This window comes from Cellulomonas uda (genome assembly GCF_006538705.1).
Lineage (GTDB): Bacteria > Actinomycetota > Actinomycetes > Actinomycetales > Cellulomonadaceae > Cellulomonas > Cellulomonas uda.
The window spans coordinates 39,941-53,863 of the sequence record NZ_BJLP01000012.1; the positions used below are offsets into that span (position 1 = coordinate 39,941).

The 13,923-nt window shown below is 74.1% G+C and carries 15 protein-coding genes; all 15 read left to right on the plus strand.

Features of this window, described 5'->3' with window-relative positions:
* The first annotated feature begins 121 nt into the window (after positions 1-121).
* The 15 genes from thrS (at position 122) to yajC (ending at position 13,857) form a co-directional block, all read left to right on the plus strand.
* Positions 122-2,137 (plus strand): threonine--tRNA ligase, encoded by a 2,016-nt coding sequence (gene thrS / locus CUD01_RS04980; protein WP_141319220.1) that lies wholly within the window; start codon positions 122-124, stop codon positions 2,135-2,137.
* A 36-nt stretch (positions 2,138-2,173) separates the two neighbouring features.
* Positions 2,174-2,743 (plus strand): HIT family protein, encoded by a 570-nt coding sequence (locus CUD01_RS04985; RefSeq protein ID WP_244937664.1) that lies wholly within the window; start codon positions 2,174-2,176, stop codon positions 2,741-2,743.
* 4 nt (positions 2,744-2,747) lie between these two features.
* Entirely contained in the window at positions 2,748-3,392 is a 645-nt protein-coding gene (gene pgsA, locus CUD01_RS04990) for a phosphatidylinositol phosphate synthase (protein WP_094180117.1), read from the plus strand.
* Positions 3,389-4,369: a phosphatidylinositol mannoside acyltransferase gene (locus CUD01_RS04995; protein WP_141319222.1), complete on the plus strand. Its 981-nt coding sequence runs from the start codon at positions 3,389-3,391 to the stop codon at positions 4,367-4,369. The genes pgsA and CUD01_RS04995 overlap by 4 nt, the downstream gene beginning before the upstream one ends.
* Positions 4,370-4,389: 20 nt before the next feature.
* A complete protein-coding gene (locus tag CUD01_RS05000; protein ID WP_166772028.1) occupies positions 4,390-5,586 on the plus strand; it encodes a glycosyltransferase family 4 protein in 1,197 nt (398 codons plus the stop codon).
* Positions 5,583-6,260, plus strand: coding sequence for a hypothetical protein (locus tag CUD01_RS05005; protein WP_094180114.1), 678 nt, complete (start codon positions 5,583-5,585; stop codon positions 6,258-6,260). The genes CUD01_RS05000 and CUD01_RS05005 overlap by 4 nt, the downstream gene beginning before the upstream one ends.
* A 183-nt stretch (positions 6,261-6,443) precedes the next feature.
* On the plus strand, positions 6,444-7,370 hold the full coding sequence (pdxS, locus tag CUD01_RS05010; protein WP_094180113.1) for a pyridoxal 5'-phosphate synthase lyase subunit PdxS: 927 nt from the start codon (positions 6,444-6,446) through the stop codon (positions 7,368-7,370).
* Positions 7,367-8,020, plus strand: a complete 654-nt coding sequence (locus tag CUD01_RS05015) for an NUDIX hydrolase (protein WP_244937660.1) — start codon at positions 7,367-7,369, stop codon at positions 8,018-8,020. The genes pdxS and CUD01_RS05015 overlap by 4 nt, the downstream gene beginning before the upstream one ends.
* Before the next feature lie 69 nt (positions 8,021-8,089).
* Positions 8,090-9,274, plus strand: coding sequence for a pyridoxal phosphate-dependent aminotransferase (locus CUD01_RS05020; protein WP_141319226.1), 1,185 nt, complete (start codon positions 8,090-8,092; stop codon positions 9,272-9,274).
* An 88-nt stretch (positions 9,275-9,362) separates the two neighbouring features.
* The gene (gene pdxT, locus CUD01_RS05025) at positions 9,363-9,968 is read left to right on the plus strand and encodes a pyridoxal 5'-phosphate synthase glutaminase subunit PdxT (protein WP_094180111.1); all 606 of its coding nucleotides are present in this window, start codon (positions 9,363-9,365) and stop codon (positions 9,966-9,968) included.
* Positions 9,969-9,975: 7 nt separating this feature from the next.
* The gene (locus CUD01_RS05030; RefSeq protein ID WP_141319228.1) at positions 9,976-10,731 is read left to right on the plus strand and encodes a YebC/PmpR family DNA-binding transcriptional regulator; all 756 of its coding nucleotides are present in this window, start codon (positions 9,976-9,978) and stop codon (positions 10,729-10,731) included.
* A 167-nt stretch (positions 10,732-10,898) separates the two neighbouring features.
* Positions 10,899-11,459 (plus strand): crossover junction endodeoxyribonuclease RuvC, encoded by a 561-nt coding sequence (ruvC, locus tag CUD01_RS05035; protein ID WP_141319230.1) that lies wholly within the window; start codon positions 10,899-10,901, stop codon positions 11,457-11,459.
* 95 nt (positions 11,460-11,554) lie between these two features.
* Positions 11,555-12,178, plus strand: a complete 624-nt coding sequence (gene ruvA, locus CUD01_RS05040) for a Holliday junction branch migration protein RuvA (protein WP_141319232.1) — start codon at positions 11,555-11,557, stop codon at positions 12,176-12,178.
* Positions 12,171-13,244 carry a Holliday junction branch migration DNA helicase RuvB gene (ruvB, locus tag CUD01_RS05045; protein ID WP_094182182.1) on the plus strand — a complete coding sequence of 358 codons (1,074 nt, stop codon included), beginning with the start codon at positions 12,171-12,173 and terminating at the stop codon, positions 13,242-13,244. Before ruvA ends, ruvB begins: the two co-directional genes overlap by 8 nt.
* Before the next feature lie 157 nt (positions 13,245-13,401).
* On the plus strand, positions 13,402-13,857 hold the full coding sequence (yajC, locus tag CUD01_RS05050) for a preprotein translocase subunit YajC (protein ID WP_244937661.1): 456 nt from the start codon (positions 13,402-13,404) through the stop codon (positions 13,855-13,857).
* Positions 13,858-13,923: the final 66 nt, after the last annotated feature.

Consider the following 13,923-nt stretch of genomic DNA (forward strand, 5'->3'; position numbering starts at 1 on the left):
GCGCCGTGGCGATGCGCGCGAGGTCGGCGACCTGCGCAGGTAGCATCGACGGGTCCGCTGCCCGGCGGAGTCCCACGTCGCGCGGGTGACCGCGCGAGCTCCCGAGGAAGGCCACCACCCCGTGCCTGATCAGATCGCCCTCACCGTCGACGGAACCGCGACCACGGTGCAGGCGGGCACGACGGGCACGGACCTCTTCGGTGACCGCAAGGACGTCGTCGTCGTACGCGTGGACGGCGAGCTGCGCGACCTGCACCTGCCGCTGCCCGAGGGCGCGAAGGTCGTCGAGCCGGTGAGCGTGCACGAGCCCGACGGGCTGGCCGTGCTGCGGCACAGCGCGGCGCACGTGCTCGCGCAGGCCGTCCAGGAGGTCAACCCGACCGCCAAGCTGGGCATCGGCCCGCCGATCACCGACGGCTTCTACTACGACTTCGACGTCGAGACCCCGTTCACCCCCGAGGACCTGCGCGCGCTCGAGAAGGTCATGTCGCGCATCGTCAAGGAGGGGCAGACCTTCCGTCGCTGGGACGTGACCGAGGAGCAGGCCCGCGAGGTGCTCGCGGACGAGCCGTTCAAGCTCGAGCTCATCGGCCTCAAGGGCGACCCGGGCGCGGCGGACGGTGCGAGCGTCGAGGTCGGCCTCGGCGGGCTGTCGATCTACCAGAACGTGCGCGGCGCCGGCCGGGAGAGCGAGACGGTCGTCTGGCAGGACCTGTGCCGCGGCCCGCACCTGCCGAGCACCCGGCTGATCGGCAACGGCTTCCAGCTCATGCGGTCGGCCGCGGCCTACTGGCGCGGCAGCGAGAAGAACCCGCAGCTGCAGCGCGTGTACGGCACCGCGTGGCCCAGCAAGGACGAGCTCAAGGCGCACCTGGACCGGCTCGCCGAGGCGGAGCGACGCGACCACCGCCGGCTCGGCAACGAGCTCGACCTGTTCTCGTTCCCCGACGAGATCGGCTCGGGCCTGGCCGTGTTCCACCCCAAGGGCGGGATCGTGCGCATGGAGATGGAGGAGTACTCGCGCCGTCGGCACGTCGAGGCGGGCTACTCGTTCGTCAACAGCCCGCACATCACCAAGGCCAAGCTGTTCCACACCTCGCGTCACCTCGAGTGGTACGCGGACGGCATGTACCCCCCGATGAAGCTCGACACCGAGTTCCACGAGGACGGCACGGTCAAGCGTGAGGGCCAGGACTACTACCTCAAGCCCATGAACTGCCCGATGCACAACCTCGTGTACCGCTCGCGCGGGCGCTCGTACCGAGAGCTGCCGCTGCGGCTGTTCGAGTTCGGGACCGTGTACCGCTACGAGAAGTCCGGCGTCGTGCACGGCCTGACCCGCGCGCGCGGCTTCACCCAGGACGACGCGCACATCTACACCACGCGTGAGCAGATGCGCGAGGAGCTCGGCTCGCTGCTGACCTTCGTGCTCGAGCTGCTGCGCGACTACGGCCTCGACGACTTCTACCTCGAGCTGTCGACCCGCGACCCCGAGAAGTCGGTGGGCGACGACGCGACCTGGCACGAGGCGACCGAGACCCTGCGCGAGGTCGCCACGGCGTCCGGGCTGCACCTGGTCGACGACCCGGGCGGCGCCGCGTTCTACGGCCCGAAGATCTCGGTGCAGGTCAAGGACGCGATCGGCCGCACCTGGCAGCTCTCGACCATCCAGCTCGACTTCTTCGAGCCGGAGCTGTTCGAGCTCGAGTACACGGCTCCCGACGGGTCGCGCCAGCGTCCCGTGATGATCCACCGCGCGCTGTTCGGCTCGATCGAGCGCTTCTTCGGCATCCTCGTCGAGCACTACGCGGGCGCGTTCCCGGCGTGGCTCGCACCCGTCCAGGTGCTCGCGGTGCCGGTCGCGGAGCCGTTCGAGGGCTACCTCGACGACCTCGTCGCGCAGCTGCGCGCGCAGGGGATCCGCGCGGAGGTGGACCGTTCCGACGACCGCTTCGGCAAGAAGATCCGCAACGCGAGCACGCAGAAGATCCCGTTCGTGCTCATCGCGGGCGGCGAGGACGTCGAGGCGGGTGCGGTCTCGTTCCGCTACCGCGACGGCCGCCAGGAGAACGGGGTGCCGGTGGCCGAGGCGGTCGAGCGGATCGTCGCCGCGGTCCGCGACCACACGCAGGTCTGAGCCGTGGCTGACGACCGGCACCGTCCGGACGCCGGCGTGACGGGTCCCGAGCTCGTCGACGCGCGCGATCTCGCCGGCGAGCCGGACGGCTTCCAGCGGCTGTGGACCCCGCACCGCATGGCGTACATCGGCGGGGAGAACAAGCCCGTCGACGCCGCCGCGGGGCCCGGCTGCCCGTTCTGCCGCATCCCCACGCAGGACGACGAGCAGGGTCTCGTCGTCGCGCGCGGGCAGCGGGCGTACGTGGTCATGAACCTGTACCCGTACAACCCGGGCCACGTGCTCGTGTGCCCGTACCGCCACGTGCCGGACTACACCGACCTCACGGACGACGAGCTCGCGGAGGTCGGGTCGCTCACGCAGACGGCGATGCGCGTGCTGCGCGCGGTGATGTCGCCCAGCGGGTTCAACCTGGGGATGAACCAGGGCGACGTCGCGGGGGCCGGCATCGCGGCGCACCTGCACCAGCACGTCGTGCCGCGGTGGGACGGCGACTCGAACTTCCTGCCCGTCGTGGGCCGCAGCCGGGCCCTGCCCGAGCTGCTCGCCGACACGCGGGCGCGGCTCGCCGCCGCGTGGCCCCAGCCGTCCACCACCGGGAGATGACCGCGTGCTGAACCGACTCCGCGGGGCCATGACCCGCCTGTTCACGCCCGTCGCGCGGGTGCTGCTGCGCGCGGGAGTCTCGCCCGACGCCGTGACGGTCACGGGCACGCTCGTCGTCGTGGTCACCGCCCTGTGGGCGTTCCCCACCGGCCACTTCCTCGCCGGGTCGCTCGTCATCGCGGTGTTCGCGCTGACCGACTCGCTCGACGGCGTCATGGCCCGGCAGGCGGGTCGATCGGGTCCGTGGGGTGCGTTCCTCGACTCGACGCTCGACCGGTTCGGGGACGCCGCGATCTTCGGCGGGATCGTGCTGTGGGGCTTCGGGGTCGGTGACGACGAGCTGACCGCCACGCTCGCGCTCGCCGCGCTCGTGCTCGGGTCCGTCGTGCCCTACGCCCGGGCGCGGGCCGAGGGGCTGGGCATGAACGGCTCGGGCGGCATCGCCGAGCGCGCGGACCGGTTGCTGCTCGTGCTCGGCGCGACCGGCCTGGTCGGGTTCGGTCTGCCCGTCGTCGTCCTCACCGTGGTGCTCGGCCTCCTCACGGTCGCCTCCGCCGTGACCGTGGTGCAGCGCATGGCCAAGGTGCGCCGGCAGGCGCGCGCGCTCGAGGTCGCGCCGTCCGACGGCGCCGCGGGGGCCGGCGCGTGAGGCTCGACGTCGGGGCGCTCTACGCGTTCGCGTGGCGGCACGCGCACCGCGTGCCGGGACCGGTGCTGCGGGGCGCCGCGAACCTGGGCGCCGACGTCACCTGGTGGCGGCACGGTGACGGGGTGCGGCGGCTGGAGAAGAACCTCGCGCGCGTGCGCCCCGAGCTCGACGCGGCACAGCTGCGCCGGCTGTCGCGCGCCGCGATGCGGTCCTACCTGCGCTACTTCGTCGAGGCGTTCTCGCTGGGCGGCTCCACCGGCGACCAGATCGACGCGCGCGTGCGCGCGGTCGGGCTCGACGCGATCCGGGACCACGTCGCGCAGGGGCGCGCCGTGGTGCTCGCGCTCGGGCACCTGGGGAACTGGGACCTCGCGGGGGCGTGGGCGACGCGCAACGTCGCGCACGTCACGACCGTCGCCGAGCGGCTCGAGCCGCCGCAGGTCTACGAGGAGTTCCTGCGGTTCCGCGAGGGCCTCGGTATGAGGATCCTCGCGCTGGGTGACGGCGACGTGTTCCGCGAGCTGCTGCGCGTCGCGCGCGCGCCGCAGGGCGGCATCGTCCCGCTGCTCGCGGACCGTGACCTGACGCACCGCGGCGTCGAGGTCGACCTGTTCGGCCACCGGGCGCGCGTCGCGGCCGGACCGGCCGCGCTGTCGCTCGCGTCCGGGGCGCCGCTGTTCGCGACGGCGATCACGTACGAGCGGCTGCGCGGTGAGCGCCGACGGCGCGCCGGGACCCCGTGGGGTCTGCGCATCGACTTCGTGCCCGTGGAGCCCGTGAGCCGCGACGTGCCGCGCGCCGAGCAGGTGCGGGTCCTGACGCAGGCGTGGGTGGACCGCCTCGCGGAGTGCCTGCACCGGCGCCCGCAGGACTGGCACATGCTCCAGCGCGTGTTCGTCGAGGACCTCGACCCCGAGCGGTACGCGGCCACGCGGCGGCGGGCCGGGGAGCTCGACGAGCGGGTGGAGGCGTCATGACCGCGCCCGCGACGCGCGCGCTGCGCGTGGGCATCGTCTGCCCCTACTCGTACGACGTGCCCGGCGGGGTGCAGTTCCACGTCCGGGACCTCGCGGAGGCGCTGCTCTCGCGGGGTCACGCGGTCGAGGTGCTCGCTCCTGCCGACGACGACACCCCGGTGCCCGACTACCTCACGGCCGCGGGCCGGGCCGTCCCCGTCCGCTACAACGGCTCCGTCGCGCGCCTCACGTTCGGCCCCGTGACCGCCGCACGCACCCGCAAGTGGCTCGAGCAGGGCCGGTTCGACGTGCTGCACCTGCACGAGCCGGTGACGCCGAGCCTGTCGATGCTGGCGCTGTGGATCGCGGACGGCCCCGTCGTCGCGACGTTCCACACCTCGACCGTGCGCTCGCGCTCGCTGCAGGTGGCGTTCCCGCTCGTGCGGCAGTCGCTCGAGAAGATCTCCGCGCGCATCGCGGTCTCGGAGGACGCGCGCCGCACGCTCGTCGACCACCTCGGCGGTGACGCCGTGGTCATCCCGAACGGCGTGTACGTGGACACGTTCGAAGCGGCCGAGCCCGACCCGCGCTGGACCGGGTCGCCGCAGGCGCCCACGATCGCGTTCCTCGGCCGGCTCGACGAGCCGCGCAAGGGCCTGGGCGTCCTGCTCGGCGCGGTGCGGGAGGTCCTCGCGCACGTGCCCGGTGCGCGGTTCCTCGTCGCGGGCCGCGGTGAGACGGGGCAGGAGCAGGCGCGCGAGGTGCTGGGGGACCGGGCCGGTGCGGTCGAGTTCCTCGGCGGGGTGTCCGACGACGACAAGGCCAGGCTGCTCGCGTCGGTCGACGTGTACGTCGCCCCGCAGACCGGGGGGGAGAGCTTCGGTATCGTGCTGGTCGAGGCGATGAGCGCGGGCGCCACCGTCGTCGCGAGCGACCTGGGCGCGTTCTCGCGCGTGCTCGACGACGGGGCGGCCGGCGTGCTGTTCCGGACGGGCGACAGCGACGACCTGGCCCGCACGCTCGTGCGGGTGCTCGCGGACGCGGACCTGCGCACGCTCGTCGAGGCGCACGCGCGTGCCGTGGTCCGCCGGTACGACTGGTCCGCGGTGACGGACCAGGTGCTCGCCGTGTACGAGATGGCCGTCGCCGGAGGGCATGCGCCCGTGGGCGAGGACCCGTCCTCGCTGCGCGGCGCGCGGCTCATGGAGCTGCGCCGCAACCGGGGTGAGGCCCGATGAGGTGGTCCGAGGTCGCGGGCGTCGTCGTCGTGGTGCTCGCCGTGCTGGTGTGGTCGGTGTGGGTCGCGGCGTCCCGGCTCGACCGGCTGCACCGCAAGGTGGGTGCGTCGCGCAGCGTCGTGCAGGCGCAGCTCGTCCGGCGCGCGACGGTGGCCGCCGAGCTCGCGACGTCGGGCCTGCTGGACCCGGTCTCGTCGGTCCTCGTGGGGGAGGCCGCGTGGTCGGCGCTCGCCGCGGACAGCGCGGTCGCGCGCCCCGACGCACCGCCCGAGCTGCTCGCGCTGCTGCTGTCGGACCCGCGGTCGAGCGGTGAGCGTGCCCTGTCGTCGCCCACGGAGGGCGCCCTGGCGACGGTCGAGGAGCTGCGCGACGAGCGCGGCGAGGTGGAGAGCGAGCTGAGCGCGACGCTGCGCGCGGTGCTCGACGACCCGGACGAGATCGCCGCGATGCGCGCCGTCCCGGGCGGTGACGAGCTCCTCGACGCCCTGAGCTCGGCCTGGTACCGGGCGGAGATCGCTCGTCGGTTCCACAACGAGGCGGTGCTGCAGGCGCAGCGCGTGCGCCGGGGGCGGTTCGTGCGGCTCCTGCGGCTCGCGGGGCACGCGCCCGAGCCGCGCACGCTGGAGCTCGACGACGCGTGGCCGGAGGCGCTCGCGCGGCCCGGCGTCGGCTGACCACGCAGCGGCGCCGGGGCGTACCGCGCGTGAGACGTGCGGGCGGGTGCCGGTGCGCCACGCACTAGGATGGCCGGGTCGGTCCGTCGTGGTGCCCGTCCTCGTGTGGACGTCCCGCCCACGCGCGACGGCACCCCCCGACCGCACACCCCGTGACCGCACTTTCCACCTGCGAGGCTCGACGTGACCAGCGACACCAGCCAGCCCACCCCCACGAGCGACGCGGCCGGCGTCGTCGGCACCGCGCGCGTCAAGCGCGGCATGGCCGAGATGCTCAAGGGCGGCGTCATCATGGACGTCGTCACCGCGGAGCAGGCGAAGATCGCCGAGGACGCGGGCGCCGTCGCCGTCATGGCGCTCGAGCGCGTGCCGGCGGACATCCGCGCGCAGGGTGGCGTGGCGCGCATGAGCGACCCGGACCTGATCGACGGCATCATCGAGGCCGTCTCGATCCCGGTCATGGCCAAGGCGCGCATCGGGCACTTCGTCGAGGCGCAGGTGCTGCAGAGCCTCGGAGTCGACTACGTCGACGAGTCCGAGGTCCTCACACCCGCGGACTACGCCCACCACATCGACAAGTGGGCGTTCACGGTGCCGTTCGTGTGCGGTGCGACCAACCTGGGCGAGGCGCTGCGCCGCATCACCGAGGGCGCGGCGATGATCCGCTCCAAGGGCGAGGCGGGCACGGGCGACGTGTCCAACGCGACGACCCACATGCGCACGCTGCGCGACGAGATCCGCCGCCTCACCTCGCTGCCCGAGGACGAGCTGTACCTCGCCGCCAAGGAGCTGCAGGCCCCGTACGAGCTCGTCAAGGAGGTCGCGACCGCGGGCAAGCTCCCGGTGGTGCTGTTCACCGCGGGTGGCATCGCGACGCCCGCGGACGCGGCCATGATGATGCAGCTCGGTGCTGAGGGCGTGTTCGTCGGCTCGGGCATCTTCAAGTCGGGCAACCCGGCCGAGCGCGCCGCGGCGATCGTCAAGGCGACGACGTTCTACGACGACCCGGACGTCATCGCGAAGGTCTCGCGCGGCCTCGGCGAGGCGATGGTCGGCATCAACGTCGACGACGTGCCGGTGCCGCACCGCCTGGCCGAGCGGGGCTGGTGACCTCACCGGGTTCGACGAGGGCCGCGGGCGACGAGGAGCCCGCGGCCCTCGTCGTGCCCGCCGGCCCGCCGGCCGACGACGCCGGGGACCCGGACGGCGGCGGCACCGGACCGGACCACGCGCTCGGTCCGGAGTGGACCCGCGGTGCGGACGGGATGCTGTCGCGCACCGCGGCGCGTGTGATCCTGCTCGACGAGCACGACCGCGTGCTGCTGATCCGGGGGCACGACGCGGACCAGCCGGAGCGGTCGTGGTGGTTCACGGTCGGTGGCGGGATCGACGCGGGGGAGTCCGCGCGCGAGGCGGCGGTGCGCGAGGTGCGCGAGGAGACGGGCATCGTGCTGGCCGACGACGCGCTCGTCGGTCCGGTGCTGACGCGCTCGGCGATCTTCGACTTCTTCTTCGAGCACTGCCGGCAGGACGAGGAGATCTTCCTCGCGCGCGTGCCGGCGTCGTCGTTCGTCGCGGAGGACCGCTCGGGCTGGACCGCGCTCGAGCAGGACGTGATCGACGAGCTGCGGTGGTGGTCGCTGGCCGACCTGGCCGCCGTCGAGATCGAGGTGTTCCCCGAGGGGCTCGCGACGCTCGTCGCGGGCCTGCTGCCGCAGTGGGACGGCGAGACGCGCCACCTGGGCCTCGCGCGGGAGTGAGGGTCGCCCGTGCGGGTGACCGTACTGGTCGGTAACCTGCGCGTGACCTGAACCGCCTACCGTCGGAGCATGCCGACCCTCTCGCCGACCTCGCCCGCGCGCGCGATCCCGCGCAGCGGCATCCGGACGCTCATGGAGCTCGCGCTGCGCGACCCCGACGCGCTCCACCTCGAGATCGGCGAACCCGACGCGACACCCCCCGCGCACGTCCTCGACGCGGTCGCGCGGGCCGGCCGCGACGGGCGGCTCGGCTACACCTCGAGCCTGGGACTCGACGAGCTGCGGGAGGCCGGCGCGGAGCGGATCGCCCGACGGTCCGGCGCGCGCGCCGACGCGTCCTCGGTCGTCGTGACGCACGGCGCGATGAACGGGCTCGCGACCGTGATGACCGCGCTGCTCGGGCCGGGCGACGAGGTGCTGCTGCCCGACCCCACGTTCCCGAACTGGGCGATGGCGGCGCGCGCGTGCGCGGCGGTGCCGACGACCTACCCGGCGCACGCCCGGGAGGGCTTCGTCCCGCGGGTCGAGGACGTCGAGGCTGCGATCACGCCCCGCACGCGGGCGCTCGTCGTCTGCTCGCCCAACAACCCGACGGGCGCGGTCTACCCGGCCGCGACGCTCGAGGCGCTCGTCGAGCTCGCACGCCGGCACGACCTGTGGGTCCTGTCCGACGAGTGCTACGAGGCGATCACCTTCGACACCCCGCACGTGAGCCCCGCGGCGTTCGACACCGACGGGCGCGTGCTCGTCTTCCACTCGATGTCGAAGACGTACGCCATGACGGGATGGCGGATCGGTCTCGCGCACCTGCCCGACCCGGAGCTCGTCGAGATCGTCGGGCACGTCGCGGAGGCGACGCTCGCGTGCCCGTCGGCGGGCGGGCAGCACGCCGCGCTCGCCGCCCTCACCGGCTCCCAGGAGTGGGTGCACGACGCGGTCGAGTCGTACTGGGACCGGCGCGACGCCGCGGTGCGGCTGCTGACCGCGCGCGGGCTGCGGTTCAGCGAGCCCGACGGCGCGTTCTACCTCATGGTCGACGTGGGCACGCCCGACACCGACGCGTTCGCGACCCGCCTGCTCGCTCGACGGCACGTCGCGGTCGCGCCCGGTTCCACGTTCGGCCGCGGCGCGCAGCGCATGGTGCGCGTGAGCCTGGCGGCGCCGCGCGACCGCATGCTCGAGGGCCTGTCCCGGCTCGCGGACGAGGTGCGCCCGGCGGCCGGCAGCGCGGTGCGTGCCGCAGCGGCCCGCTGACGGCGCGACCCCAGGGCCGCCGCGCGGTGGAGGCGGCGGGCGTGAGCGCACGCGCCGAGCGGCGCCGGGGGCGACCTAGGATCGCCGGGTGACTGTCACCGTCGGTGTCCTGGCCCTGCAGGGGGACGTGCGCGAGCACGCGCACGCGCTCGAGTCCGAGGGCGCACGTGCGGTCCCCGTGCGTCGCACCTGCGAGCTCGACGCGGTCGACGCGCTCGTCATCCCCGGTGGGGAGTCGACGACGATCGACAAGCTCCTGCGCGCGTTCGACCTGTTCGAGCCGGTGCGTGCGCGGCTGCGCGGCGGGATGCCCGCGTACGGCTCGTGCGCGGGCATGATCCTGCTCGCCGACCGGGTGCTCGGCGGGATCGAGGGGCAGCAGACGCTCGGTGGCGTGGACATCACGGTGCGGCGCAACGCGTTCGGGCGTCAGGTCGACTCGTTCGAGACCGACCTCGCGATCGAGGGCGTCGAGGACGGTCCGCTGCACGCGGTCTTCATCCGCGCGCCGTGGGTCGAGGAGGTCGGCCCGGCGGCCTCGGTGGTCGGGCGCGTCGAGTCGGGGCCGGCCGCCGGTAGGATCGTCGCGGTCCGCCAGGGACCGCTGCTCGTGACCTCCTTCCATCCCGAGGTGACCGGCGACACCCGGGTGCACCGTCTCTTCGTCCAGATCGTCCTCGACACCCAGGGGTAACGAGCGCATGTCGGGTCACTCCAAGTGGGCCACCACGAAGCACAAGAAGGCCGTGATCGACGCGAAGCGCGGCAAGCTCTTCGCGAAGCTGATCAAGAACATCGAGGTGGCCGCCCGCACGGGCGGTGGTGACCCCGCGGGCAACCCCACGCTGTTCGACGCCATCCAGAAGGCCAAGAAGTCGTCCGTCCCGAACGACAACATCGACCGGGCGGTCAAGCGCGGCTCGGGCCAGGAGGCCGGCGGCGCGGACTACCAGACGATCATGTACGAGGGCTACGGCCCCGGTGGGGTCGCGGTGCTCGTCGAGTGCCTCACCGACAACCGCAACCGCGCGGCGTCCGACGTCCGCGTGGCGTTCACCCGCAACGGCGGCCAGATGGCCGACCCGGGCTCGGTCGCGTACATCTTCAGCCGCAAGGGCGTCGTCGTCGTGCCCCAGGAGGGCACCGACGAGGAGGCGGTCATGGAGGCGGTCCTCGAGGCGGGCGGCGAGGAGGTCAACGACCTCGGCGAGTCCTTCGAGGTGCTGAGCGAGGCGACCGACCTCGTGCCCGTGCGGACGGCGCTGCAGGAGGCGGGCATCGACTACGACTCCGCCGACGTGGTGTGGTGGCCGTCGACGCAGATCGAGGTCGACGCCGAGGGTGCGCGCAAGATCCTGCGCCTGATCGACGCGCTCGAGGACTCCGACGACGTGCAGAACGTCTACGCGAACTTCGACGCCTCCGACGAGGTCATGGCCGAGCTCGAGGACGACTGAGCCGGCCGGACGCGGACCGTCCGAGCACGCGACGAGGGGCGCGTCACCTGCGGGTGACGCGCCCCTCGCGCGTCCCGGGCGGGCACCGACGCGTCGCGGCGAGCGGCGTGGGCGACTCGCGGTCGCGGGTGCCGGGGGAGCCCGCGGCGGGGTGCGACGATGCGCTCGTGCGAGTCCTCGGTGTCGACCCCGGCCTGACGCGGTGCGGCCTCGGCGTGGTCGACGGCCTGCCGGGGCGCCGCGTGCAGCTCGTCGCGGTGGGCGTGGCGACGTCCGCGCCGACGCTCGACGTGGACCAGCGGCTGCTCGTGATCGAGCGGCGGATCGAGGAGTGGCTCGAGGAGCACGCGCCCGACACGGTCGCCGTCGAGCGGGTGTTCGCGCAGCACAACGTCCGGACGGTCATGGGCACCGCGCAGGTCGCCGGGCTCGCGATGGTCGCCGCCGCGCGTCGGCGCATCCCCGTCGCGCTGCACACACCGTCCGAGGTGAAGGCCGCGGTGACGGGCAGCGGTCGTGCGGACAAGCCGCAGGTGCAGACGATGGTCGCGCGTCTCCTGCGGCTCGAGGCGGTGCCCCGGCCCGCGGACGCGGCGGACGCGCTGGCGCTCGCGATCTGCCACCTGTGGCGGCCGGCCGGCGCGCTGGGCGCGCCGGAGCGCCCCGGGTCGGCCCTGACCCCGGCGCAGCGCGCCTGGGCCGCGGCGGAGCAGGCGGCGCGGCGCTAGCGTGTCGTTCGTACAGATGTTCGCCCCTGTGGGAGAGTGGCCCGGGCAGGCCGTCCCGACGACCAGCGGACGGCCGTGACGACGAGGGAGGGCGCGTGATCGCCTCGGTGCGCGGGACGGTGCTCGCGGTGCGGCTGGACTCGGCGGTGGTCGAGGTCGGGGGCGTCGGGATGCTCGTGCAGGCGACCCCCGCCACGCTCGCGCAGCTGCGTGTCGGGCAGGAGTCGACGTTGCACACCTCGCTCGTCGTGCGGGAGGACTCGCTCACCCTGTTCGGCTTCGCGGACGACGACGAGCGCGAGGTGTTCGAGACGGTGCAGACGGTCAGCGGGGTCGGCCCGCGCCTGGCGCTGGCGATGCTCGCGGTGCACACGCCGGACGGGTTGCGCCGGGCGGTCGCCGACGAGGACCTCAAGGCGCTCGAGCGCGTGCCCGGCATCGGCCGCAAGGGCGCGCAGCGCATCGTGCTCGAGCTCAAGGACCGGCTCGGCGCCCCGGCCCCGGCCGTGGTGGGCGGGCAGCCGCAGGCCACCGTGCCCACCGGGGACGACCGGCGCCAGCAGGTCGTCGACGCGCTCGTCGGCCTCGGCTGGAACGCCAAGGTCGCCGAGCAGGCCGTCGAGTCCGTGCTCGAGGATGTCGAGGGCCCGCTGCGCGCCGACGAGGTGCCGGGGGTGCTGCGGGCGGCGCTGCGGAGCCTGGGTGGTGGCCGTGGCTGACCGGGACGACGAGCGCTCCGACGTCGAGCTCGTCACGGAGCGGTTCCCCGCGGAGTCGCTCGTGCACGCGGGCGCGGACGACCTGGAGCGGGCCGCGGAGGCGGCCCTGCGCCCGAGGCGACTCGCGGAGTTCGTCGGGCAGCGGGTGGTGCGCGAGCAGCTGTCCGTGGTGCTCGACGCCGCCCGGGGACGGGGGAGGGCACCCGACCACGTTCTCCTGTCCGGTCCGCCCGGGCTGGGCAAGACGACGCTCGCGATGATCGTCGCCGCCGAGCTCGGCGCGTCGCTGCGGGTCACGAGCGGCCCGGCGATCCAGCACGCGGGCGACCTGGCGGCCGTGCTGTCCTCGCTCGAGGAGGGCGAGGTGCTGTTCCTCGACGAGATCCACCGCATCGCGCGGCCCGCGGAGGAGCTGCTGTACGTCGCGATGGAGGACTTCCGGGTGGACGTGGTCGTCGGCAAGGGTGCGGGCGCGTCCGCGATCCCCCTGTCGCTCCCGCCGTTCACGGTGGTCGGCGCGACGACGCGTGCGGGTCTCCTGCCCGCACCGCTGCGCGACCGGTTCGGCTTCACGGGCCACCTCGACTTCTACGACGCCGACGAGCTCGAGCAGGTGCTGCTGCGCTCGGCCGGGCTGCTGGGCGTGCAGCTCGCGGGCGCCGCGGCACGCGAGATCGCGTCGCGCTCGCGTGGCACCCCCCGCATCGCGAACCGGCTCCTGCGCCGCGTGCGCGACTGGGCCGAGGTGCGCGGCGACGGGACGCTGAGCCTGGCGGCGGCGCGCGCGGCGCTCGAGGTGTACGAGGTCGACGAGCGCGGCCTGGACCGGCTGGACCGCTCGGTGCTCGAGGCGCTGTGCCTGCGGTTCGGCGGCGGACCGGTCGGGCTGACGACGCTGGCCGTCGCCGTGGGCGAGGAGCCCGAGACGGTCGAGACGGTCGCCGAGCCGTTCCTGGTGCGTGAGGGCCTCGTGGGCCGGACGCCGCGCGGCCGGGTCGCGCTGCCGGCAGCCTGGTCCCACCTGGGCCTGACGCCACCGCAGGACCCGGGGACGCTGTTCGCGTGACGGTCGGCGTGGGCAGTTCGTCCCAGCCGTGCCCGGATGACGGCCGCGTGTGAGAGGCTCCCCGCGGTGCGGGAACGCCCGCACCTGGACGTGCGTTGGAGCGCTGGGCGGCTACGCCTAGACTGCCCCGGACACGATCGAACGTGAGGACCCCGCTGTGACTCTGCTCAACGCCGCGCCTGCCGCCGATACCGCGGCCGCCACCACCGGTGGTGGCGGCTACTCGATGTTCCTGCTCCTCGCCCTCCTGGTGGGCGCGTTCTGGTTCATGTCCCGCAAGAGCCGCAAGCAGCAGCGCGCGCAGCAGGAGTTCCGCAGCACCCTCCAGCCCGGCGACGAGGTCATGACCGCGTCCGGGATGATGGGCGTCGTCGTCGAGGTCGAGGACGATACGATCACGCTGGAGTCGACCCCGGGCAGCCGCACGCGCTGGGTCCGCGCCGCGATCGCCAAGAAGGTCGAGGCGCCCGTCGCCGACGACCAGCCGTCCGACGAGGACGGCACCGAGGACGACGAGCCCGCCGACCGACTCGACGACGAGCCGATCGACGTGCCCGACGACCTGTCGTCGCTGCCGCCGTCCCGCGGCGACGACGACACCGACCGGAAGTAGTCCCGCGGTCCGACGAGCGGTTCGTCGGACCCAGTCCCCACCGGTCGCACGCGCGACCGGTGCGCG